The 24,920-nt window shown below is 60.6% G+C and carries 11 protein-coding genes; 7 read left to right on the top strand and 4 right to left on the bottom strand.

From position 1 onward, the window contains the following. Positions 1 to 60 precede the first annotated feature (60 nt). From K1X75_07570 to K1X75_07600, 7 genes are all read left to right on the top strand, one after another. Complete coding sequence (locus K1X75_07570) at positions 61 to 10,026, top strand: DUF1729 domain-containing protein (GenBank protein ID MBX7057910.1); 9,966 nt, start codon at positions 61 to 63, stop codon at positions 10,024 to 10,026. A gap of 2 nt (positions 10,027 to 10,028) precedes the next feature. After that, positions 10,029 to 10,433 (top strand): holo-ACP synthase, encoded by a 405-nt coding sequence (locus K1X75_07575; protein ID MBX7057911.1) that lies wholly within the window; start codon positions 10,029 to 10,031, stop codon positions 10,431 to 10,433. After that, complete coding sequence (locus tag K1X75_07580) at positions 10,430 to 16,255, top strand: hypothetical protein (protein ID MBX7057912.1); 5,826 nt, start codon at positions 10,430 to 10,432, stop codon at positions 16,253 to 16,255. Before K1X75_07575 ends, K1X75_07580 begins: the two co-directional genes overlap by 4 nt. Positions 16,256 to 16,287: 32 nt before the next feature. Beyond that, positions 16,288 to 16,908 carry a TetR/AcrR family transcriptional regulator gene (locus K1X75_07585; protein ID MBX7057913.1) on the top strand — a complete coding sequence of 207 codons (621 nt, stop codon included), beginning with the start codon at positions 16,288 to 16,290 and terminating at the stop codon, positions 16,906 to 16,908. A gap of 97 nt (positions 16,909 to 17,005) precedes the next feature. Beyond that, the gene (locus K1X75_07590; protein MBX7057914.1) at positions 17,006 to 18,283 is read left to right on the top strand and encodes an FAD-dependent oxidoreductase; all 1,278 of its coding nucleotides are present in this window, start codon (positions 17,006 to 17,008) and stop codon (positions 18,281 to 18,283) included. Further along, entirely contained in the window at positions 18,284 to 19,264 is a 981-nt protein-coding gene (sigJ, locus tag K1X75_07595; protein ID MBX7057915.1) for an RNA polymerase sigma factor SigJ, read from the top strand. It abuts the gene before it with no gap. A gap of 107 nt (positions 19,265 to 19,371) precedes the next feature. Continuing rightward, the gene (locus K1X75_07600; protein ID MBX7057916.1) at positions 19,372 to 21,597 is read left to right on the top strand and encodes a SpoIIE family protein phosphatase; all 2,226 of its coding nucleotides are present in this window, start codon (positions 19,372 to 19,374) and stop codon (positions 21,595 to 21,597) included. 31 nt (positions 21,598 to 21,628) lie between these two features. On the opposite strand, the gene K1X75_07605 is transcribed toward K1X75_07600, so the two are convergent. From K1X75_07605 to K1X75_07620, 4 genes are all read right to left on the bottom strand, one after another. Next, positions 21,629 to 21,994 (bottom strand): VOC family protein, encoded by a 366-nt coding sequence (locus tag K1X75_07605; GenBank protein ID MBX7057917.1) that lies wholly within the window; start codon positions 21,992 to 21,994, stop codon positions 21,629 to 21,631. Positions 21,995 to 22,065: 71 nt separating this feature from the next. Beyond that, positions 22,066 to 22,722, bottom strand: a complete 657-nt coding sequence (locus K1X75_07610) for a DUF2461 domain-containing protein (GenBank protein MBX7057918.1) — start codon at positions 22,720 to 22,722, stop codon at positions 22,066 to 22,068. 119 nt (positions 22,723 to 22,841) lie between these two features. Next, on the bottom strand, positions 22,842 to 23,351 hold the full coding sequence (locus K1X75_07615; GenBank protein ID MBX7057919.1) for a DUF1554 domain-containing protein: 510 nt from the start codon (positions 23,349 to 23,351) through the stop codon (positions 22,842 to 22,844). Positions 23,352 to 23,986: 635 nt separating this feature from the next. After that, complete coding sequence (locus tag K1X75_07620) at positions 23,987 to 24,916, bottom strand: NAD(P)-dependent alcohol dehydrogenase (GenBank protein MBX7057920.1); 930 nt, start codon at positions 24,914 to 24,916, stop codon at positions 23,987 to 23,989. Between the last annotated feature and the right edge of the window lie 4 nt (positions 24,917 to 24,920).

Consider the following 24,920-nt stretch of genomic DNA (forward strand, 5'->3'; position numbering starts at 1 on the left):
TTGCTCCAGGTTGCAACGATACGCGGAGCTGCGCGTCAACCAGTGATGGCGGAGCGCTACATGAAATCAAGCCTTGACCTGTCGATCCTGAGGGAGGAAAATCGAGTCGATCTTTTCCCGCGCATAGCTGAGCGCGACGCCAGTTTCCTTGTGCAATTCGCCGGCCAGGGGAACACATTTCTCAACGAGTTGCGCAAGCTACATGATGAGGATCCCATCGGCCATGCACCCTACTTTGAGCTGCTGTGCAGTACGCTGCAGCAGGAGCTGCGCTCCGAGGCCATGGAACACCCGGAATGGTTTTTCGATGGTTTTGATCTGCGCGCCTGGCTGAACAGCTCCGACTTTTCCCCGCCGGAAGCAATCCTGCTGGAGCCACAGATCTCCGGCCCGCTGATCTTCGCGGCGCAAATTGGCAATTTCCTACGTTTTGTAAATCGTAGTTATGGCTACGAACCATTCATTTCACGCTGCGCGGCAAGCATCGGCCACAGTCAGGGCATCAACGCAGCCCTGTTTGCCGTTTCTCTACAGAATGCTGATCAATTCTCAGAACGCTTTGCGTCATTTATCCGCATGCTCCTGTGGCAGGGCTATCGAGCGCGGGAGCGCTACAGCGTAAGCAACGACGATCCTGCCTTGCGGCAGCTGGCTGCGGAGTGCGGCGATCGCGAACCGTCGCCGATGGCCGTCTGTAGCATGGCCAGCGAATTGCTGGAAAGGCATATGGATGAGTACAACGCACGCAGTGCGGATCCTTCGCGCCGCGTCTACATTGGACTGCGCAACTCGAAAGATACAAGCATACTCGTCGGAACACACTACGGTCTGGCGCGATTTCGGGCGGCGCTCCACGAGGCGGGCAGGCAACCGGAAAGTTGGGCCTATTTGAAAGTCACCGCGCCCTACCACAGCCCGCATCTGAAAGGCGCGCCCGATGCACTGCTGCAGGATATGCAGCGAATCGGCTTTAGGCTCAACGGCGGCGAATTGCGTGCGCCGGTGTATTCCACCATCGACGGCGCCGATCTGCGCGCCGCCGGCGATTTGCAGCGCTGCCTGGCGTCCATTGCCTTGACCGAACCGCTGGACTGGCCGGCGGCGCTATCGGCATCGCGCTCCTCTCCGGCGGCCTACATTCTAAACTTCGGTCCGACTGACGCGCTGCATCGCCTGGCGCGCGAGGCGCTGGCCGGCGCCGGCAGCGTTTGCGTCTCGCTGACTTCTCGCGAGCGCCTGGAGCAGTTCGTTATGGCGCCGCCGGCTCCGCCGCCAGACTGGACGTCTTACGCCCCCCAAAAGTTGCGGTTAGCAGATGGTAAAGAAACACTTGTTAATCGCTACGCGGCCTTCGCTGGTCGTCCTCCGATTTTTGGCGGCGGGATGACGCCAACGACCGTCGAAATCGATTTGCCGGTGGCGGCGGCCAATGCCGGGCGCATCGTCGAATGGGCCGGCGGCGGCCAGGTAACTGAAGAGATCCTGCGCACTCGCCTGGACCGCCTCACGGCGGCCCTGCAACCCGGAGAAGGAATAGTCCTCAACTTGCTCTTTCTGGATCCCTATTTGTGGCGGCTGCAATTTCCGCTGGTGCAACGACTGCGTCGCGAGGGCTATCCAATCGATGGCGTGACCATCTCGGCGGGAGTGCCGGAGGTCGAAGAGGCGCTGCAGATTCTCGATCAACTGGAAGCCGCCGGACTCTGGTTGAATTCGTTTAAGCCAGGTACATCCGACCAGATCAAGCGGGCGCTGGCCATCGCTAAGGCCAATGCCGGCCGCAAACTGATTTTGCAGGTGGAGGGCGGCGCCGCTGGCGGCCATCACAGCTGGGAGAAACTGGATGATCTGTTGCGCGCTAACTACGCCGCCATTCGCGCTCAGCATAACGCCATCCTTGCCGTCGGCGGCGGCATCGCCACCGAGGCCCAGGCCTACGCCTACCTTTCCGGCGACTGGAATCCGGAACAATGCATGCCTGTGGATGCGGTTTTTCTGGGCACCAGGCTGATGGCGGCGCGAGAGGCGCATACTGCCAGCACGATCAAAGCAGCGCTGACCGCCATGCGCGGCAATGCCGACTGGCAAAAGTTGCGGGGCGCGGCCAAAGGCGGCGGCGTCATTTCGGGCAAATCAAGCCTTGGCGCAGACATCTATTACGCCGACAATCACTGGTCGCAAACCAGCGCCTATCTGGAAGATCTTGTCGCCGGCAAGTCCGAAGAAGAGGCGCAGCAGGCGGTCGATCAAAATCGGGCGGCGATTATCGAGCGCCTCGAGCGCACCGCCAAGCCTTACTTTGGCGAAATCAGCCGGATGAGTTATGCCGACCTGCTGCGGCGCTTTGCCGATTTGACCGCTCCTGACAATCGTTTGAGCGCTCCGCAAGAAGGTTGGTCAGATGCGCCCTTCATCGATCGCAGTTTTCGCGAGCGTTTTCTGGCGCTGCTGCGCCGCTTTGAGAGTCGCTTCGCCGCAACTGAGTTTGATCAACAGCCCTCGCTGTTTCAAGCGCTGGCTGAACTTGATCAGCCCTATGCAGCGCTTGATCGATTGCTTGAACGCTTTCCCGAACTGGCGCGTTGCGCCGTACTTCCCGAAGATGAATCCTACTTCCTGGATCTTTGCCGGCAGCCTGGCAAGCCGGTGAACTTCATTCCAGCTCTGGGAGCGGACATCGTGAAGTGGTATCGTTCCGATGCCTTGTGGTATGCACACTGCCCAGGCATTGATCCAGATTCCTGCGCCTGGATTCCAGGGCCGCTGGCCATCGAGGGCGTCACAAGCGTTGATGAAGGCGTCAACGATATCCTGGCGCGTTTTGAGGCCTACGTCTTGCAGCGCGTTGCTCTGGTCCCGGCGACCGGACCGGACGCGCTCCAGCGCCTCGAGTCTGGCGCATCTGAAAACGGGAATGGCAAGAGCGCGGGCGCTGGCCATGCAACAGTCGACCGTTTTCACCGACCGAATGTGCAGGTGAAGCGTGACGACGAGGGACTGAGGCTTGCGATCGACGGGCCCTGCGATCTGGACGATAAGCAGTGGACTGAGCTGCTGGCCCGCTCTGGCGGCGGGCCGATTGCCGTAGCGCTTGGCGCCAGGCGCGTGGTAGTTCGAAGCCGCAGCTTTGCTTCTCCTTTTGCAGCGCTCCTGCGGCCGCTCGCCGGCCGACAGTTTCGGCTTGGCTTTGACAGCGAAGAGCGTCTGGCAAGCCTGCAGGTATTTGAAACTGAAAGCGATCTTGGGCGCAGCCTGCCGGCGCTGGAGCTCAAGGCCGACGCCGACCTCGGCGGACTGCAACTTGCGCTCCACTACCGCCGCCCCGGTCAAGCCAGGGCCTCCATCTATACGCAGTCCTTTTGTATTTCCAGGCAAGCCTATGCGCCGCTGCACGCCGCTGAGGCCGATGGCTCAGAGGACATCCGGAAATTCTATGCATCGCTCTGGGATCTGCCGGTCAACGACGGCCAATCAGAGAAGCGGCCGCTGCCTTATCGCGGCGAACATATTGTCGAGGCTGCTCAGCTGCGTAAATTCAGCGCCGCGGCCAGTTCGGCGCTGTTCGATGTGCACGATGCGGTCCCCGGCGCAGCGGCCATTGCCTTTGTGTTTCGCGCCATGGTAGCGCCGCTTCTGAGCCAGAACTGCGGCAACCTGCTCAGGCTGCTGCATCTGTCGCATTCCTTTGTCTGGCGGGAGGCCTTCCAGGACCTGCAACCCGGCAGCGCTCTGCAGCTGGAGAGCTGGATAGCAGGGCAGCAGTTGCACGAAAATGGCAAACAGCTTCAGGTTAGCGGACGCATGTTGCACAAGCAAAAGGAAGTCTGTTCCTTTGAGAGCCGCTTCTTTGTCGCCGGCAATTTCCCAGGCGAATCCATTTCCTTCCGAAATACCGATCCCTTGCAGCTGACGATCCCCTGTAACGAAGAGAATCTGCAATCACTTGCCGCTCTGGACATGGTAGAGCTGAGCCGCAGCGCGGAAGATCTGCTGCGGGCTGGCGGCGCCATCGAATTCCAGAGCAACGAACGCGAAGATCTGCGCACAGCGGATGGGCGACGTCGCTACCTGCTGCAGGGTTTGCTCAGCCAACAGGGTCGGCCAGCAGGAACGGTGCGCTTTGAAGCAGAGGATGCGACGCAGAACCGCAACCCTGCCGTGGCCGCGCTCGAGAGTCTGAGCGGCGGCGCAGCGCGCGTTGCGCTTACCCAATCCTATCTTGCCATGAGTCAGGCGGTGCGCTCGCCGCAGTCAATGGCAGCCTATGCTGAGGCCTCCTTTGACTCCAATCCAATCCATATCGATCGTAACTTTGCCGTTCTCGCCGGAATGCAAGAGCCAATCGTACACGGCATGTGGACGGCCTCGCAATTGCAAGCGTCGCTGGTTCACCATCTTTGCGCTGGTTCTTCCACGCGACTCAAGTCCTGCGGCGTCGAGTTTGAGGCAGTCGTACTGCCTGGCCAGGCGCTCTTGATTGAGGCGCGCCATACGGCGATGCAGGAGGGCGATCAGGTCTACGCCCTTGAGGTGCGCAACGCTTCCGGCCAGCGCGTTCTCAAAGGCGAGGCGATTGTCGCCGCTCCGATTACAGCCTATGTCTTCACCGGACAGGGATCGCAGTCCGCCGGCATGGGCCGTCCATTTTACGAGGAATTCTCCGCCGCGCGCGACATCTGGGATCGAGCGGAACGCACTGCCAATGAGCGCTGCGGCTTCTCCATCCTGGAAGTAGTCAACGAGAATCCGGAGACATTGCGCGTCGGCGGCCGCAACTGGACGCATCCTCAGGGCGTCTTGAATCTCACCCAGTTCACGCAGGTCGCGCTGCTAACCAAAAGCATGGCCGACTGGGCGGCGCTGAGATCCAGAGGGCTGCTGGTGGAGCAGGCTTATTTTGCAGGGCATTCGCTGGGCGAATACGCGGCGCTGGCGGCCAACGAAGCGCTGCCGCTGGAGAATGTGATTCCCATTGTCTACCATCGCGGCCTGACCATGCAGGATCTGGTCCCGCGCGATCGTTCTGGCCGCAGCCCCTTTGCCATGTCGGTCATTCTGGGCGCCAGGCAAATCGGGCTTTCGGAAGAGAAGATACTGCAGCTGGTAGAAGGGGCCAGCCGCGATTCCGGAAAACACCTGGAAGTTGTAAACTTTAATGTTCGCAACCGTCAGTACTCAGTAACTGGTTTTGAAAGCGCCCTCGAATTGCTGGAGGAGCGTCTGCGCGAGCTTTCGCATGGCCATAAGACCTGTATCCGTCTGAAGGGCATCGATGTACCCTTTCACTCTTCGCTGCTGGCGGAGGGCGTGCCGGCCTTTCGTTCCGTGCTGGAGCAGAACCTGCCGCTCAGTCTGGACCTGTCGCGCCTTGACGGCCGCTACATTCCCAACCTGGTAGGACGGCCGTTTGCGCTCAGCCGCGAGTTTCTGGAACTTGTCTATGCCCGGAGCCAGAGTCCGGTAGTGGCCACAATGCTGCAGGGCGCAAGCCTTGACCCCGCGGATCACTTGCTGCGTCGCCGTCTGTGCATTGAGCTTCTGGCCTACCAGTTTGCCCGTCCGGTACTCTGGATGCAAACTCAGGACGCGCTCTTTGGCGAGTGTGGCGTGATGCAACTGCTGGACATCGGCGCCCGCGGCGATCTGGCCGGAATGGCCAGACAGACTTTGCGCGATCACAGCGGTCCGATGCCGCTCATCGTTCACGTGGAGGAAAATCGTCGCACGGTCTTTTTTGAGGGCGCCGACATTGTTTCGGCCGAAGGCTTTGTTCTTCAACCGATCAGCAGTGACAGGGGAGAGCAGGACTCGGATTCGGGGTCGCTGTCAGAGCAGCTGCCATCACCGCCGCCGGCGCTTGCGCCCGCTTCGCAAGCGGCCCCGGCGACGGGGACGGCGGCGCCTGCCGATCGGCCGCTGGATACGCTCAGCGGACTGAAAGCCGTGCTGGCGCTCAAGGCCGGCATGCGTCTGGATGAGATTGGCGACGGGCTGAACATTGAGGAATTGTTTAAGGGAAATTCCAGTCGTCGCAACCAGGCGCTGGCCGACCTCGGCAGCGAATTCAATACCAGCGCCCTGGACGGCGCACACGAGAAGAGCGTAGGCGAGCTGGCTCTGGCCCTCGCTAAGCTGGGGCCCTATGATCGGCCCGGCCCTTTTCTGCGCGTCGCCCTGGACGATGCCATCAAAAAGTTCATGCCGGCCGATTTCGGACGTCGTGAAATCCTGGCACAGTTGAGCGAGAGTCGTCTGCTGGGCGCCGGACATGTCTTTCAGCTGACTGCGCGACTGCCGCTTTACCTGCGCGCTGGCGAATCAATCGGCAAGGGGCCGCTGTCGCCCATCGCTCCGCTCGGACGATTTGGCGACCGACGGGCGGCCGCAGACTTTATCCATCGCTGCGTCGATCTCTACGGTTTGGAACTTGGCCTTAATTTCCCGCATGCCGGCGCACAAGCGGGCGCTGCGGCTTCGATGGTCGATTCGGCCGCACTGCAGGCCCTCGAGCAAAAGTACTTTGGCGCTGGCGGCGCCCTTGAGCGCTGGCTGCGCTTCGGGCAGCAGACCCTTGCTGGCGTCGATCCCTATGCGGCCTTGCTGGTGCGTGATCGCGAAACGCTGGAAGAATCTCAGGTCAATGCTGTCGGCTGGAGCGAAAGCGAAGAGCGCGTTGCTCGTCCGCGCTTTGATCAACGCAAGGTCGTATTCTTGCGCAGCAGTCGTCAATGGGCAAAGATGCGCCTGATACGGAGCTTCTACGATCTGGAAAATGGACGCATCGACGTCATCGCCGAGCCGTTTGCGCAGCAAATCGCCTCGCATCTGGACGCCGAGCTCGAAGCCGCCTGCGTCTACTTCCAGCGCCTTGCCACCGGCGCCCGGACCAGGGCGGAGCTGGCGCGCTTACTGGCTCTGCCGCGTCAGTCCGCTTTCCGACCGCTGCAGTTGCCCGGCAAAGCCGCGCTCGATTGGAAGGAGGATGGCAGCTTTGCTTTTCGCGAAGAGTCCGGCGGCAGTTGCCAGGATCTGCTTGGCGGCAGCCATGCGCCGCGCATTGAGATCTCCGAGGACGAGGGCAATCATTTTCAGTTCAGCGCTTCGCTCAGCGACGCCTTTCGCTCGGCGAGCCTTGAAACTCTGGATCAGGGCCTGAGCTTCGTCGGTCAGTGTGCGCTGATCACCGGCGCCGGTCCGCGCTCCATCGCGCTGGAAATGGTAAAGTACCTGCTGGCCGGCGGCGCTCAGGTGCTGCTGTGCACCAGCTCCTATTCTATAGCGCGGATCAAGGAATACAAGCGCCTCTACCAGCAGTATGGCGCGCGCGGCGCCGAGCTGGCGATCCTGCCCTTTTCCCAGGGCAGCATGAGCGATATTCGCGAAGTGGTGCGCTATGTTTTCGAGCAGGGCTATGAACCGGATATATTGGCGCCCTTTGGCGCTATCGGCGAAGAGAACAGCCTGCTGCAGATCAACGACGATTCCATGGCCGGACTCCGCGTCATGCTGCTTGGCGTCGAACGATTGATAGCGGAGATGACGAGCGCCTACCAGCGCCGACACATTCGCCACAAGCGCCTGCGCGTCGCGTTGCCGCTTTCGCCCAATCATGGCGTTTTTGGCTTCGATGGCATGTATGCGGAAAGCAAGCTGGCTCTGGAAAGCTTGTTGCGTAAGTATCATTCGGAATATGCCGAGTGGGGACGCTATACGCAGTTGCTCGGCCTGCGCATCGGCTGGGTGCGCGGCACTGGATTGATGGAACTCAACGATGCCGTTGCGCCGGAGCTGGAAGCCCGCGCCGCAGTGCGCACATACCATCGCAGCGAGATGGGTCTTATGATTGCGATGCTCCTCGCCGCTGCGCCGGAAAGCAAGGGCCCCCTGATTGCCGATCTGAGCGGCGGTCTGGCCAGCGTCAGCGGACTCAAGGCGCTGCTTGCCGATATTCGCCTGCAGCTGCAACGTCAGTCGCGCCTGCGTCGCCGCCAGCATTCCTTGCATCAGCTCCTGCGCGAGTCGCCCGAACCGCAAAAAGTTCGCGCCCTGCAGCCTCCGGCGCAGCCTTTCCCTGCGCTGCCAGATGAAACCCAGCTACAGCGGTACGCTGTCGCCGCGCCGCCGGCTTTGAAGGACATCATTTGCGTGGTCGGCTTTGGCGAGGTCAGTCCCGGCGGATCGGCGCGCACGCGCTGGAATCTGGAAAAGGACGGCGAGCTTTCACTGGAAAGCGCTATCGAGCTGGCCTGGATGACCGGTCGCATTCGCAGCGAACGCAACGCCGCGGGCAACGGACGTTCATGGGTCGCTGCTGAAAGCGGCGAAGTTCTGGCCGACTTTGAAATCAAGGCTCGCTATGAGGCGGAGCTTTTGCAAACAACAGGCATCCGTTTCGTCGAGCCTCAGACCCTTGGCTTCGATCCGCTGAATCTCCCTGTTCATACGGATGTCGTACTGGAGGAAGACTTCCTGATTCCGGCTGCAGACCGCCAGGAGGCGCGAGCGTTCCTGGCGGCAATGCCGGAAGGCGCGGAGCTCTATTTTGATCCAGAGCGCGATCGCTGGTTTGTGCGACGGAAGAAGGGGACCGCGCTGCGCGTTCTCAAATCGCTGCGCCTGTCGCGCTATGTGGCCGGTCAAATCCCCGCCGGCTGGTCGGCGGAGCGCTACGGCATTCCGCGCGATTTGCTGGCCCAGGTAGATCGGGTAACTCTTTTCAACTTAATCACAACGGCCGAGGCTTTTCTGGCGGCAGGCATGCAGCCGACGGAGCTGTACCGCTATCTACACCCGGCCGAGGTCGGCAGCACCGTTGGCAGCGGCATGGGCGGAATGCAAAAGCTGCAACGATTGTTTAGTGACCACAAGCAAGATCAGGAGCGGCAACGCGACGTCTTACAGGAGACATTGATCAACGTGACAGCAGCCTATGTCATGACTTCTTATGTAGGCGGCTTTGGACCCATTCAGGCCCCGGTAGCCGCCTGCGCCACGGCGGCGCTGTCGGTAGAAATGGCGGCGAGTCTGATTCGCGAAGGCAAGGCGCGCTGCGTACTGGCCGGCGCCTTCGATGATATCAGCGAAGAAAGCATGCTTGGCTTTGCCGACATGAACGCCACGGCCCCCACGGACGAGATGCTGGAACGCGGCATTCCTGCCGCGGAAATGTCGCGTCCCAATGATTCGCGGCGCGGCGGTTTTGTGGAAGCGCATGGCGGCGCTACGTTGCTGCTGGCGCGCGGCGATTTTGCCTTGGAGGCCGGGCTGCCGGTCTACGGCATCATCGCCCACGCAGCTTCCCACGCCGACGGCTTCCAGGCCTCGATTCCGGCGCCGGGGCAGGGCGTGCTGGCCGTGGCGCGGCAGCTGGATGGCGCGGGCAGCAGTCCTCTGGGTCGCGCCCTTGCCCGCTTTGGGCTGGCGGCTGACGATATCCAGTTGGTCTACAAGCACGACACGTCCACGGCGGCGAATGATCCCAATGAAAACCGTCTGCACGACTCCATACAAAAAGCCCTGGGTCGCAGCCCCGGCAATCCGCTGCTGACAGTTTCGCAGAAGTCTCTGACCGGACACTCCAAGGGCGGCGCCGCCGCCTGGCAGTTGATTGGTTTGCTGCAATCGCTCAACGATGGCATTGCGGCCGGCAACCGCACGCTGGACGATGTTGACGTCGAAATGGAAAAGTACAGCGCGATGGCCTTCAGCGACGAGTCGATCCACGCCGGCCCTCACCGCTGGAAGGCCGGTCTGCTGACCTCGCTGGGTTTTGGCCACGTCGGGGCTTTGATTCTGGCTGTGCATCCCAACTTCTTTCTGGCGGCGCTGAGCCCGGAGCAGCGCGCCGCTTACAGCATCAGGCGCGCGCCGCGCGAGGATTTTGCGCGGCGAAGACTGCACGGTATCTGGACCGGAACTGGCGATGCGCTTTTCACGCGTCGCACCGAATCGCTGTTTCGCGATGCACAGGCCGAGTCGCGCAGCCTGCTGGCTGCAGCCATCGACCGTAGCGAGCTGCGGTTTTGAGCATGATTTACGGCATAGGCGTCGATCTTGCGTTTTGCGGCGACTTTCGCGAGGTCTTTGAACCATCGGGCGAAAACTTCTTGCGGCGTTACTTCACGCCTTCCGAAGAGCGCTACTGCCGCGAGGTCGAAGGCCGCCAGCGCCTGCAACGTCTGGCGGCCCGCTACGCGGCCAAAGAGGCGCTGCTCAAAGCCCTGGATGGCCCGCGCCTGCATGAGGACGCGCTCTTTGCATTCAACTATCAGGAGGCGGAGGTTGCCAGGGACCATCGCGGCCGTCCGATGTTTCGCTTTCATGGCGAATTGCCGCAGCGCCTGGCGGAGCTGGGCGTCGCCGGCAGTCATTTAAGCTTAAGTCATTCCGGCGACTACGCCATTGCCCAGGTGGCGCTTCTGAGCCGCCTATGAACGAAGCGTTGGAACCTGCGTTGCGCTTGCTGGCGGCCCGCAACCCGGCCTCCCATTCGCGAAGCTCGCCTCGCAGCGGCCGTCTGCGCCGAGTGCTGGTGGCCAATCGCGGCGAAATTGCCCGCCGCTTTTTCTTTGCGTTGCGCGAAGAAGGGATTCGTTCCGTGGCCGTTGTTGCCGATGTGGACCGCAATCAGTCCTGGCACGAATTTGCCGACGAAGTCCTGCATATCGGCGGCTCCGCCAGCTACGCGAACCCCGCCACGATACTTGCGGCGGCGATCTACGCGCAAGCCAACGCCATTTATCCGGGCTACGGATTTCTGTCGGAGAACGCTCGATTTGTACAAATGATCGAGCAGTACAATAGTGAGAGCGGTCAGAATATTGTCTTCATGGGACCGGCAGCGCAGATCATGCAGTGCGTGGGGTCCAAACTGGACGCCCGGCGTCTGGCAAGAGCGGCCGGTATCGCGCTCTTTGCCGGCAGCGATCAAATTGAAAGCGACGCTCAGGCGCTTGGCGAGGCCGACCGCATTGGCTATCCGGTAATGGTGAAATTGAATGCCGGCGGCGGCGGAAAGGGGATGAGCATCGTGCATTCGCCGGCGGAGCTGCCGGCGGCGCTGGAGTCCAGCCGGCGCATCGGCGCGGCAAACTACCAGGACGCCAGCCTCTATCTGGAACGCTACATCGCGCAGCCGGTGCATGTCGAAGTGCAGATATTCAATGGCATGGCCATTGGCCTGCGCAAGTGCGCCGTGCAGCGCCGCAACCAGAAGATCATCGAAGAATCGGCGCACCAGCTCATGCCGGAGGCTACCGTCGTCAGATTGTTTGAATCCGCCGAGCTACTTGCGCGCGCTTGCGGCTACGACCGCTGCGGCGGAGCGGGGACGGTTGAATTCCTTTATGATCAGGCGGCCGACCAGTTCGGCTTTCTGGAGATGAACACTCGTTTGCAGGTAGAGTATGCCGTCACCGACCAGTCGCTGGGCGTCGACCTGGTGCGCTGGCAGATTCTGTGCTACGATGATCGGCAGGGAGAATTGCAGGGCGAGTTTGGTCGCGCCCTCGCGCAGCGACTTCGGCCGGAGCAACACGCTATCGAATGTCGCATCTACGCCGAAGATCCCTGCCTGGACTATGCCCCTTCGCCGGGCGCCCTGCGCGCCGTCGCTCTGCCGGCCTTCAACGGCATTCGCTGTGACTTTGGCTATCGTGCTGGCGACCAAATTCTGTCCGACTACGATCCGATGATTGGCAAGCTGATAGCCCACGGCCCCTCGCGGGCCATCGCTCTTAATCGCCTGAAACGCGCTCTCGGTGAAATTTACATTGCTGGAGTGATCACAAATATTGATCAGCTGCTGGCTATTGTGCGCCATGACGCCTTTCTTGCCGGCGACTACAACAATCGTCTGCTTGCGGACAGTGTTGAATTGCAACAATGCGCGCCGGTTCCGACCGACCAGATCGCTTTGACTGCGGCGCTCTTTGCGCTTGGCGAGCGTTGCCTTCTTGTCCGGCAAGAGCTGCAGGAGGCAATCCGATCGACAGCGCTGCTTGAGCAATTGGTCGCCAGAGGCGGCGCGGAACCGGCGCAGTCCTTTGCCGTTCAGATCAACGATGCCGCCTTGCAGGTCGACCTGCGACAGACAGGCCTCTGGGAATACGAGGCATATGTGGACGGCGTCTGGCTTTTGCGTGCGGCGGTCGAAGAGCGCGCCGGCGGACAGCAGGATTTTCTAATAACTGTAGAGAAGCAGAGATACGCCATCTGGATTGATCGGCATACAAGTACATCGATCATGCGCCTGCTGGCGCCCGATGGTCAGATCTACTATCGACGCGGCAGGCTGCAGGCCATCGATGCCGGGGTCGTGACCGACGGGCCAGGCCTGGTGCGCTGTCCTTTTCCGGCGCGCTTTGTTCGCTTCGGCGACGATGCAGCGCACAGCGCAGTCCAGCTCAAGGCCGGCTGCGCCGTGCAGAAGGGCGACGCGCTGATTGTGATCGAAGCGATGAAGATGGAGATGACGCTGGTCGCGCCGATCTCTGGCGTATTGCAGTTTTTGTATCGCGCCGACGACGCGGCGCAACGGCGGCAGGGCCATGATCTGCGCAGTATGGGGCCGGGAGCGCCCTTGGCCCAGGGCGATATTCTGGCTGATGTTGCGGGCAGCGAACCATCCAGTTCGGCGCGGCCGCCGGCGATTGGAGCGTCTGCGCCATTCGCCTGGCTGGCTCTTGATCCCGAGGAACGGCAGTGGCATGCAGCCTGGCAGTTGGATTGTCTGGCTGCGGCGCGCCAGGTTCTGTCTGCCCTGCGTCGCATCATCTTTGGCTTCTCAGCTCAGACGCGAGATCTGGATCAGGCGCGCGTGCTGTGCTCCGAGCTGCTGGCAGCGCCAGAGCTCGAGCAAGCGGGCCCGGTCTGGCAAGAGGTGCAGAGCGAACTGCGCGAGTGGATTGCAGCATATACAAGCATGCATCGTCTGCTGGCGCCGGCCCGCGATCCAGAACGCCGCTGGCTGCGCGCAACGATTGAGCTGCTCCGTTCGCCAGAGCACAGCGCTCCGCCGCTATCGGATCGCTATCGCAGCGCAACGGCCCGGATCCTATTGCGCCTCTTCGCAGCGGGCGACGGGCAAAACATCCATCTGGATCTGCGCAGCCGTTTCGGATTGTTTCACTTACTGAAGTTGTATCGTCGCCTGGAGGCCGGCGCGGAGCTATTGCTGCGAGCCCTGCCGCTGCTTGGCAGATTGCAGGAAATCCAGCCATCTACGGAGCGCGCCCTGGAGCGATTGATTGGCGAGACGCGCGATCATTCCGACGAGAGGCTTGCCAACGAAGCCCGGCGCATACTGGCGGCAAAGACCAGGCACAATGCTCGCAACCGCGCCGAGTATTCCGGAACGGGCTTGAATCGACTTTACGCCGCCGATTTCCGACGCTTCATTCTGGAGCCCTTTGTTGCGCTGCCTGGCGAAATGGACAGCGCCTTTCGCGAGCACGCGCGCGCCAGCCTGTCCCGTCCAGGCGCCGAACTGTTTCCGACTGTTCTTGCGCCGGCGACGCTGGCGGAGGTGCGCCGGCGAGCGGAACGCCGCTTAAAAACGCACGAGCTGCGCCGACTTTACAGCCCCTACAGTGATGTCATTTTGTGGCAGGTCGAGTCCAGGAACGATGCATCGCTTTCCTATCACTGCATGGTCTGCGTGGGCGAGGGCGCGCCTGTTCCGCAGCGCGATGCCAGCGGCGCCATACTGGGAGCGCCTAACGTAGAGCAGTCAGCAATTCGCGCCTTGCGCGTTTTGCGGGCCTATGATCACATTGCCCGCGGCAAAAACAATCTGGTGGAGATACTGGCCTTTGAGCACAGCCTGGATCTGGATCTTTTTGGCATCGATCCACGGCGATTCAATCAGTCCATTATTCGACGCGTGGCCGATCGTATCATGCGTTTCTTTTTGCATGCCCGCGCTCACACCGTTTTGCTGGAATTGCGCAGCAATCAAGATCGACGTGACATACGCTTTGCGCTGGATCGTGGACGCGTCGTCCTGGATTTGCTGCAACCAGAAGATCCGGCGCACCCCTGTCATTCACATACTCCGGCGCCTGGCGATGAGCGGCTATTTGCGCGCGGCAAGTGGCCGGTAGAAATCTGGGCTCGCGAATGCTTTGATGCCGGCAGCTTTGAGCAGCTCTTCGTTCCTTGCATCGACCGGCCAGACGTCCGCGGGGGGCCGGCAGTCGAGGTTGGCGCGCACATCTTTCGCGGGACAATTGCCGCCCAGCCGGCGCTATTTTACATGAAGGACTCGCGCATTCAGGGCGGGGCCACTGGCGATCTGGAAGGCCAGAAGTATGTAGCCGCTGTCTATCTTGCCTATCTCTACGATCTGCCGCTGTATGTCTGGAATGATGGCGCCGGCGCCAATGTGCGTCAGGGAATGGTTTCTCTGAATCGTGCCGCGCAGGGTTTCATGATGAACGCGGTGTGCGGCGATCGTTGTACTTACAGCGAACTCTTCGGCAACCTGCAACGATCGGGAGACGCTACGATTCAGTCTATGGCCGCAGAACTGGATCGTATGCACGGCTTCGATCGCGACGAGCTGGCCGACCGCCGGCCGCGCCGCTTTTTGATGGTCGCTGTCGGTCAGGGTTCCTCGACCGGCCTGGATGTATATGGCTCTTCGCAGGCCGCATTGCAGTTGATGCTGGATCACCCTGAGTCCTATCGTGTATTGACTGGATCGGTAGTAATCAGGTCAGTCACCGGAGAAGACTTAAGCAATTACGATATTGGCGGCGCACGTGTGATGGGTCGTATGACCGGCGTCGTCGATCTGGTTGGCGCCGATCGCATCGATCTAATGTACCGTTTGCGTCTGGTGCACAAGCTTCTGGGCGGCGGCGCCGAAGTCGGCGTTCATTCCATCGAACGAATTGGTTCTGTGACAGATCATCCGCGATCGGCGCAAACCGTACTCAGCCCGGACGAACTTCGCGCTCATGTGGATCAGGGAATCTTTGTAGAATGCAAGGGCCAGTACCGATCGGCCGAGGAGGCTTTTGGCGGCCTGGCTCGCTTTGCCGGCCAGTCGACGATGATCGTTGCCTTGCGTAACAACGATGGTATCTGGCGTCGTCCCTCGCTGATCAAGATACGCGATCTACTGCGCAGTGCGCATAAACTTGGATTGCCGCGCATCATCATCCATGGTGCGGCGTGGGAGGGAGGCGCTGCCGGCCTGAGCAACGCAGCCCAGCAGATGGATTTGCTGGAGACCTTGCGCGAAGTTCGTCAGCCGCGGCTGCACCTTGTTACTGATCCGCGCGGACTGGAGCGCGCCGAAGTTCTGAGCGGCGCCGATGCAACAGTCTGCCTGTGCGCCGATGCTGCGCGCGCTACAGAGTTGCGCGGCGCTGCGGATTTTGTTGCGCCCGACCTGCGCGCCGCCTTCGATTGGGTCGCTGACTGGCTGGGCTACGTGTGCAGGCGGACGTCCGCCGCGCGCGCCGCAAGCGGAAACGTCGAGATCCCCCGAGATCCGACCCAGCCCTTTGATATGCGCGCTGTCATTGAGTCGCTGGTCGATGGCGGGGCCGCGCTTTATCTGCGCCACTGGACCGGAACCAGCGAACCGAATCTGATTCTGGCCCTGGCGCGCATCGAGGGGCGGGCCATCGCATTGATTGCCGATCAGCCGTTCTATGCCCAGGCGCCGGACGCGCCGGGGACCGAACGCTTTCGCCGATTTATGCAATTTGTAGACCGTCGACAACTGCCGCTGCTCATGCTTTGCAATGCGCCCGGCTTTACTCCTGGTTCGCAACAAGAGCGTTTGCGCATCCAGCAGATTGGCGGCGAGTCGCTGGATGTGAATGTCCTGTCACGGGGACCGATAGTGTCCGTCGTACTGAATCAGAACTACGGCGGCCGCCAGATCCAGGCCTTTTCGCGCTACCTGCGCCCGGGGGTCATCGCACTGGCCCTCTCGCGTGCGCGCATGGGCGTGATGGGCGAGCAGGCGGCCTTCGATCTGTTTAGTGGAACTAAGTATCGTCAGCTTTTGCAGGCCGGCGAGATAGAAGCGGCGCAGCATTTTCGTGAGCGCTGCCGGCAAGAGTACGATAATCGGATTCGCGCCAGCGGAGATGCGCTGGCTACATCGGCGCTCGACTGGCTGCTGGATGAACCGCAACGCTTGCGCAGCGAGATCAGTCGCGCCCTGGACATTGCCTGCCGCCAGTCGCGCCGGACTGCGGCGGCAGGCGGCCGCTGGACGGCGCCCGGATTTGGTTGACGCTGCGTAGCGGGGAACGCGAACCTCAAGCGATGGCCGGAAAGCGCAAGTCACTGGCGCGCGGATCGCTCAGTCGCGAGGCCATACTATCAGCGGCGCAGGCTATCGTGCGCGAATCGGGCGCCGAGCGTCTGAGCATGCGCGCCATCGCCGAACGGCTGGAGTGCAGTGTCGCCAGTCCCTATCTCTATTTCTCGAATCAGGAAGAAATTATCGGCGAACTGCTGCGCGCCGCGGAACGCGAAATGGCCAATATGATGGAAGCCGCCAGCGCTGCGCAGAGCGATCCTCTGGAACGACTGGCGGCTATTGCGCGCACTTACTGGGAGTTTGCGCGCGGCAACAGTCGCCTCCATGCGCTGATGATTGAAAACCGCGGCCGTACCTACAAAATGTATATGCCCACCATGCCGCGCAGCTATCGCATTTACCTGCGCGCTTTTCGCGATGCGGTGCGCGCCCATCAAATTCCGCTCTACCGAATGCCGGCCGTATCCGTGGCCAGGATCCTCTGGAATTGGATCTACGGAACCATTGTCGTAGAAAATACAAGCCTGGTCGACAGTGTTGGCGAGGATGATCCGGTGCGCAGCGGCCTGTTCTTCTTTGGCGCTCTGTTTCGCGATCGTCGCAAACACGAGGGCGCGGAGTAAGCGCCCGAGGCAAAAAAAATGAGGCGCCCGCTGTCACATTCGACAGACGAAATTCGACTGCACTCCGTAAGCGGGCCGTTGGCCCGGAGGTGGGAAAATGAGTCGAAGTACGGAGCAAGAATCGAGGGCCGAAGTCTGTATTGTGGGAGGCGGGATCGGCGGTCTGGCGGCGGCCCTTCTCTCGGCAAGATCGGGTCGTAAAACAATTCTGCTGGAGAAGTCATCCAGGGCTGGCGGTCTGGCGCGCAGTCGCGTTCTGGATGGATTTGTCTTCAATGCTGGTCCGCGGGCGCTCTATACGCGCGGATTTTCGCTACAGTTCTTCAGGCGTCTGGGCGTCTCGGTTGCGGGCCATCCCGTGGGAAGCGACGGCGCCTGGTGGCGCTTTGAGGGTCGCATCCGGCGCTTGCCTGCTGGCTTTCGCGCCACGCTGCAATCCGGGCTGCTTCCAGGGGAACTCTGGGAGTTGGCGCGCGCCTACGGCAAGCTCGAAGCGGTCAGCGTTGCAAAGGAAAACCGCAGCGCGGCAGAATGGATCGTCGGGCATAGCAGGCGCAGCAAGGTCCGCGCGCTGCTTGCCGGTCTGGCGAGACTCTCCACCTACGGCGACGAAGGCAGTCTGGAAATGTCAGCCGTGGCCAGGCAGTTGCTGCTGGCGCGCGGCGGCGTCCAGTACATCGACGGCGGCTGGCAGAGCATTGTGGAGCAGCTGCAGCGACTGGCAGCGGCGGCTGGCGTGCAGTTCCGTTCCAGCGCCGCGGTTCAAAGCCTGGAAGCGCAGGGGAAAACCTGGCGTCTGGCGCTGGCCGATGGAAACAAAGTAAGTACAAATCAAATCATTCTTGCCGTTCCTCCGACTGCCGCCGCCGCCATAACCCAAAGCCGGCAACTTGGCGATTTTGCCGCCGCAGCGTCGCCGATACGCGCGGCCTGCCTGGATATAGCGTTGCGTCGCCTTCCCGTAGCGAGTAGAACCTTTCTGATGGACTGCGACCGTCGCTCCTATCTTTCCGTGCATTCCAGCTTTGCACGGCTGGCGCCGGAGGGCGGCGCTTTGATTCATTGTCTGCGCTATGCGCCAGATACCGACGCCGATCAGGCAACGTTGCGGCCTGAGCTGGAAGAGATGCTGGATGAATTTCAGCCTGGCTGGCGACGAGAACTGGCGCGCGCTCGCTTCTTGCCGGATATGAGCGTCTCGGCCGCAGCGCCGGGGCCGTCCCGACCGCGATTTCCGGGCTGCGCCCTGGCAGAGCTGCCCGGCGTTTTTGTTTGCGGCGATTGGGTTGATTCGGATCATTTGCTGCTGGACGGCGTTCTGTCTTCTGTCGAACAATGCGTGGGCGCTTTGGGCGTAGCGCGGCAGGCGGCCTGAGTGGCGCCTGGCAACAAATCAGAGCGTCGTCTCTTTGGCATCGCCTATCGCATGCTGGGCAGCGTAGAGGATGCCGAGGACATTGTCCAGGAGGCGTTGCTCTGGCGGCATGAGCAGCAGGCGCTGGCGGCGCGCGACGAGGCCGCGCTGCTTACGACGGTGGTAGTTCGGCGATCGCTGGATTTGATGCGATCGGCGCGTCGTCGTCGCACTGCATACATTGGAGAGTGGCTGCCGGAGCCGGTGGCAAGCGAGCGCGATGACCCGGCGCTGGCCGCAGAGCGCAGCGAAACCTTGAGCTGCACATTTCTTTTGCTGCTGGAGCGATTGAGTCCGGTACAACGCGCCGTATTCGTTCTCCGTGAAATCTTTGACTACGACTATGCTGAGCTGGCTCGGCTGGTCGGTCGCAGCCCGGATAATTGCCGGCGCATCATGAGCCGCGCGCGTCTGGCGCTGCGCGAGCCGTCCGTGGAAAAAGATAGGGTCGAGCGGCCAGGCGGGCGACGTTGTCGCCAATTGCTGCAGGCCTTCATGGAAGCCTGTCGGCTTGGCTCGGTAGAAGGCCTGGAACAAACGCTGTCGGCGGACATTGTGGCGCACTCCGACGGCGGCGGATCTGTGGCGGCGGCGCTCAATCCAATTTCTGGACGCAGGGACGTAGCTCGATTTCTTACTGGCGTCTTGCGCAAAAATCCGCCCGACGCCGTCTTCTTCTGGCCGCTGCACGGCGGACGCGGCATACTGGCTTACAATCAAGGCCAGTTGGTATCCGCCACCAGTTTCGAGTTTCGCCAGGACGGCGTTTCGCGCATCTTTGCCGTGCGTAATCCAGAGAAGCTGACGCTGCTGGCGCGCCAGCTACGCCTGCTGGCCATCGCTGCACGCCTGATTGGTTTTGTGCGTCGAAGGATCTACGGACTGCCGCTGCCAAAGCCGGACCCGGTGCTGCGTGCGCGCCGCGTGCGCAGCGAACGCTGAAATCGATGATGGAAGGCTGTACAACGCAGGCGTGATGGCCGGTTTTTGGGCTTGCCAGCAGATCATGCAAAGGGTCGCAGTGGGCGCTGTAGAAGGCCGATCTGCGGATGGACAATGCAAATGGCAAGAGTACGACGCTTGCAGAGAGCGAAGCAAGCCTGGCCGATCGGCGCGTTCCCTGGTATCGCAGTCTTACATTTGTCATACTTGGTTCGCTGGCCCTGATTCCGCTCTGGGATCTGGCTGGCGTATTTGCAATAATGAACACTCGCGGTCGAACTCTGGTAAGCCAGCAGTCGGCGCGCTACATCACGCAGACCGGCAACAATGTCGTTTCGAAACTTGTGCAGCGCCTGCGCGAAATCGAAGGCCTCTGTCGGACGGTGGCCGGCGCGGCCCCACAGATGCCGCGCAACGAGGCGCTGTATCGACAGGTCCTGCCGCGTATGCTCGACTTTGATGGCGATCAGGATGTCGCCGGCGGCGGCGTCTGGCCGGAGCCCTTTGCCTTTGATGCCAGCCGCGGCAGGCGTTCCTTTTTTTACGGGCGCGACCGACGCGGCCAGTTGCGCTACTATGACGACTACAACCTTGGCGATGGCTACAATCGCGAAGAATGGTACTCCGTAGTACGTTACTCCAGGCCCGGCCGCTGTTTCTGGAGCCGCTCCTACGTGGACCCCTTTTCCAATCAGCCAATGGTAACCTGTACGGTCGCCATGCGGCAGGCAGGCCGTTTCTGGGGAGCGGCTACCGTCGACCTGAAGCTGGAAGGATTGCAGGCTCTGCTGGAGCGGGCCCGCCGGGATACCGGCGGCTACGCCTTTTTGACGGATCGTAACAACAAGTTCATTACCTTTCCCAACCCGGAGCTGGCGAGGGTCAGCGGGGTCGACCGCAACGGAAAGCCGGCCCGGGAATTCATGAACGCCAGCGAATTTGGCCGCCAGGAAGGGCGTTTTGCGCCCATCGCCGCGGCGTTACATCAAATGAACGCGGATATCATGCAGCGCGCCGCGGGGAAGTCAGACTTCAATGCAGCGCACGCCGCTCAGCTTATCGCCGATAGCAACGGGATATCATCAGCGGAAGCGCAATTGATTGCGGCGATCATGGCCGACCCGCTGGCCGTCGGCCTCGGCGATTCATCGCTTTACACACAGTTTAGAATGGATGACGACTTTTTGAATCGCTCTGCGACGCTGGTCTACGTATTTCACGTCCCCTCCGCCTACTGGAAGCTGGTAATCGCCATTCCCGAATCCCAGGCAACGGCCGTCGTCTCTTCGATCACCTCAACTCTGATTCCAATGATGGCGCTGGCTGTCGTTGTTGGGATCGTTCTGTTCAGTCTGCCGCTGCATCGCTGGCTGGTGCGACCGCTGCAGAGAACAGTTAGCGCGGTGCGCAAGGCCGGCGCGCTGGCGCTTGACCAAAAGTACGCAGAACTGGGCCAGCATCGATTGCCCGTTTCCGGCGGCGAACTGGGAGAACTGGGCCGGGTTTTCAACGAAATGGCTGCCAGGCTGGAGTTAGCGGCGGAGCAACAGCGGCAGATTTCAGCAATGAAGGTGGAACAGGCGGCGCTGACTCGCGAGCTGGAAATAGCCCGTCGCATTCAGACCTCGCTGTTGCCGCCCGACCGCAGCGAGGGCCCATACGCCTTTCGACGGGTGATGCATGTCGCCGAGCATGTGGGCGGCGACTACTTCGACTACCTGCAAACGGAGGGCGAAAACGGGGCGCGACACTGGTTTTTCATTGGCGACGTCGTTGGACACGGACTCGAAGCCTGCCTGACGGTGCTGATGATGCACACCGCGATTCATACCACACTTTCCAGATCCCCGGATCTGACGCCGGGCGAGACTTTGATCGCGGTCAATGACTCGATTTACGAAGGGATCCGCGCATTGAAGGCCTGGCGCTATGCTACGGCGACCTTTCTGGCCGGCGACGGCAATGGCAAGATTTCGATTGCCGGCCTGCACCTGGACCTGTTGATCTTCCGCGCCGCCTCCAACCACGTTGAAGTGATCAGTGCTGATGGCATGTGGCTTGGCGTGGAAAAAGATATCAGCGACGCCACTGGCGAACGTAGCTTTACACTCGACGCGGGCGATATACTGTGCCTGTATTCGGACGGTCTGACTGAAATGATGGCGCCGGACGGCTCGCTCTTTGGCGAGGAACGGCTGATTGAATCGCTGTCGCGAAGTGCTGGAAAATCACTCGATCAGGTGCGCGACGAAGTGCTGGCAAGCGCCGCTACCTTTGCCGGCAAAACAGTCCAGAATGATGACCTGACCTTTGCGCTCATCCAGCGTACATAACGCGCGCATGCGCCCGAAGCTCCGGCCGATCTCATTCCTTGATGACCGCAAACCAGCTTCCGGCGTCATCGCTGAAAGCAAAGGAATCCACGCCAAAATGACTGGAGATCTCGGTAGCGGTCACGCCGCGCGAAAGTAGATCGACGCGCATCTTTTCCAGATCCGGCGTCCGAAAAGCAATGGAAGGCGTGCCAAGGCTCATTCCGTGCTCAAATGTTTCCATGAACTTCAACGGGACCAGCTCAAAGGAAAAATCCTGATCGGCAAAGCCCACCTGACGGATGGTGAAGCCGGCAGCCTCTTTGCTATCCTTGACTTCAAGACCGATCTTTTTGGTCCAGAAATCCAGGCTGGCCTCTTCATCCTGTACATAGAGAACCACGTAGCCGACTTTCATAGATATTGCCCCTTGCGGACAAGTCCAGGTCTGACCGCCGATTTTCGCAAGCGCATTGGAAAGCCGGCGGCCTAAGTTCCTGTCGCTTTGTTCAGGAAGTCATTGAGCGGTTTTAGCGTCTTGAATACGCTGGCGGCATAGGAGTTCAGATCTGATGCAAGGATTTTTGCATTCGATACGCGGTGAATGGCCACGTAGCTTTTGAACTTCAGCAGCTCGGCGGCCGGATGATCGGCGGCAAACCCCTGTGGGATTCTCTTCAGTTGTTCGCCATCGAGGTCTCCAAAGGCCTTCTTGAAAGGCGCCGCGCGGATGATCTTTGTAAAGGCTTTAGGATCCCGGGCCACGGCTTCGCGAATCGCGCGCAGCTGATCGGCGGGAGGCATCCAGCGCCCGCCGGCTAACATTGAGCTTCCAGGTTCAAGATGTACATAGTAGGCGGCATGCTCGGACTTGCGTCCGCCTGGGGCCAGGTAGGCGCCAAAATGTGTCTTGTACGGCTGCTTGTCGCGGGCAAAACGCACATCGCGGTAGATGCGAAAGATGCAATCAGGCGCTTCGACTTTGGCGACGGCGGGATCAAAACGCCCGATTTCCCGGATCAGCTGAATCAGAAATTTTGTGAAATCAGCCAGCGCTGCCTCATATGCTGGGCGATGAGCCTGAAACCATTCGCGCTGGTTGTTTTTCTTGAGATCTTCTAGAAATTTCAGCGTAGCCTTTTCCATGGCAGTCCTCTCCGGGACTGTTTTTCCTGGCGTCGCATCCCCGGCAAGAAGCATGCGCCTTCAGCATGCGCTCTGCCGCCGGCGTTTGCATCCTGCAGCAATTCGCGGGCCGCGGCCGACTATTGCTCTACGCAAACCAGCATGTGTATATTGGAACAGCCGCTGGTTCCCGCGCCGCCAATCAGACCCGAGCCGGTCGAATCCCAGGTGCCGACTGTCGAACTATTGCCGCCCAGGTTTGTGGACCAGTCCAGGCAGTCGTTAGCATTGCTTGTCCAATCGGCATTCAGGCCTGTGACGATGCCATTGGTGACTACAAGATTGGCCAGGATTTCGACCGAGTTGGTTAGCGGGAAAGTAAACACGCCGTTGGCGGTGGTTGTTCCGATAACGGTGGTCCCGTCCTTGCGGCGATATTCTTTGTTCGATTGCAATACCCAGGCGATGTGTTCGCCGGCGCCGCCGCTGCAGCTTGCTGTGGTGCAAGCGCGACGGTTGGTCCCGTCGCTGACCAGGGCCCGGTAGGTCCCGCCGCCGGAGGGTTTGTTGCCGTCTGTGGCGCAATTGTTATCAAGACCGGCAATGCCGGCGTTTTTTGTGGCGCCGCCGCCAGCGGTCGTAGCAAACATCCGGCAATAGCCGCTGCTGGAACAGGTTGCAGTTGCTGAACTGTTCTGGCTGGCCAGTAGCAGCGCTCCAACTACAAGCGTGTCCGTCTGGCTGGAATCGCTGGTGCAGGCGAGAGCAAACTGCACCAGGAGCGCCGCTGAACCAAAGACCAGAATCCATCGTAGCGGAGTTTGCCGCTGAGTTGGCAATCGTAATTCCGGAGCGGCGCTGCTGCGCTGCACGCTCGTTGATCCTGCTGCTGTCATAGTCAAAGTCTCTCTTTTGCCATAAGCCGCGCAGGCTGTGGTCATTGTAGACAACAGCGCCAGCGACGCGGCACAGACTAGCAGACGAAAGTTCTCATAAAAGTTTATAGTAGTTTAAGAAATTCTCGTTGAACCCGGTCGCTACGTGTTGCGCCAGGGACCATAGGGCGTCGGTCTGCGCCTCCATTTGCATCGATAGCCACAGATTCATCAGCGAAAAAGAAAGAAAAGCTGCGAGTCGTCCCCTTGCATTTGCCGCCACAAATCCTTTTTGGAACGGGCGAAGCCGAAATCGCAGCGAGCCCTAGCTGGATCTTCAGGCGGACGCTCAGGTCTTGCTTATTGTTTAAAATAGTAAATTATATGGTTCTGTGCCGGGGCTGGCCGTGTTACACAGTAATTACGACGTGGCCTTTCTTGTGGCCGCCATCGACATAACGATGCGCTTCGACAATCTGGTCTATAGGATAGCGCCGGTCGATTACGGTTCGAAGCTGGCCGTTTTCGTAGAGCTCTCGAATAAATTTCAGGTCATCCGCCTTGAGCTTCAGATTGCCCGCGGGCGAAAAGACGCTCAAATAGGCGCCGGATCTGGCCAGCGCCGCTTTGCGCTTTTTTCGCGGAATCTTGCCAACGGCGTCGTAGATCAGGTCATACTTCTCGCCGCTTTGCGCAAAGTCCTCGTGCGTGTAGTCAATGACTCTCAAGGCCCCGAGCGATTTCGCCAGCTCGATATTGGAGGCGCTGCATACAGCTGTGACCTCCGCGCCAAAATACCTGGCCAGCTGAATAGCGAAAGTCCCCACGCTGCCGGAAGCGCCATAGATCAGCGCCTTATGCCCTTTCTGGATCTTCAGTCTTCTCAGATGTACCAGCGCGGTCAAACAGCCGTTGGCAACCGGCGCCGCTTCATCGTAGCTCAGATTCTCCGGCTTCAGGGCAATTGCGCCATTCTCGGGCAGACAGCAATACTCAGCGTAGGCGCCGAGGCGAAGCTCCGTCGAGGCAAATACTGCGTCGCCTGGCCTGAACCGCGTGACATCCTTGCCAACCGCATCGACATCTCCGGCCAGCTCCATTCCGAGGATAGCCCGACGCGGCCTGGCAAATCCGATTGCAAAACGCATCAATAGTCGAACAAGGACATCGATCAGCGGTCCCATGCCCGGCTGCAGACGCCGGATCTTTGTATCTCCAATGTGAACGCTGGTTGCCCTGACCCGGATCAGAAGCTCATTGGCTTTTGGCATTGGCTTTTGCACATCCCGGATCTGCAAAACATCGGGCGGACCGTACTTTGTGCAAATGACTGCTTTCATTCCG

This window comes from Leptospirales bacterium (genome assembly GCA_019694655.1).
Lineage (GTDB): Bacteria > Spirochaetota > Leptospiria > Leptospirales > Leptonemataceae > SSF53.

What these genes read in the sequence shown, in the direction of transcription:
- K1X75_07570 (MBX7057910.1), top strand. Translation starts at nt 61, where the DNA reads ATGAAATCAAGCCTTGACCTGTCGATCCTGAGGGAGGAAAATCGAGTC.
- K1X75_07575 (MBX7057911.1), top strand. Translation starts at nt 10,029, where the DNA reads ATGATTTACGGCATAGGCGTCGATCTTGCGTTTTGCGGCGACTTTCGC.
- K1X75_07580 (MBX7057912.1), top strand. Translation starts at nt 10,430, where the DNA reads ATGAACGAAGCGTTGGAACCTGCGTTGCGCTTGCTGGCGGCCCGCAAC.
- K1X75_07585 (MBX7057913.1), top strand. Translation starts at nt 16,288, where the DNA reads ATGGCCGGAAAGCGCAAGTCACTGGCGCGCGGATCGCTCAGTCGCGAG.
- K1X75_07590 (MBX7057914.1), top strand. Translation starts at nt 17,006, where the DNA reads ATGAGTCGAAGTACGGAGCAAGAATCGAGGGCCGAAGTCTGTATTGTG.
- K1X75_07600 (MBX7057916.1), top strand. Translation starts at nt 19,372, where the DNA reads ATGGACAATGCAAATGGCAAGAGTACGACGCTTGCAGAGAGCGAAGCA.
- K1X75_07605 (MBX7057917.1), bottom strand. Translation starts at nt 21,994, where the DNA reads ATGAAAGTCGGCTACGTGGTTCTCTATGTACAGGATGAAGAGGCCAGC.
- K1X75_07610 (MBX7057918.1), bottom strand. Translation starts at nt 22,722, where the DNA reads ATGGAAAAGGCTACGCTGAAATTTCTAGAAGATCTCAAGAAAAACAAC.
- K1X75_07615 (MBX7057919.1), bottom strand. Translation starts at nt 23,351, where the DNA reads ATGTTTGCTACGACCGCTGGCGGCGGCGCCACAAAAAACGCCGGCATT.
- K1X75_07620 (MBX7057920.1), bottom strand. Translation starts at nt 24,916, where the DNA reads ATGAAAGCAGTCATTTGCACAAAGTACGGTCCGCCCGATGTTTTGCAG.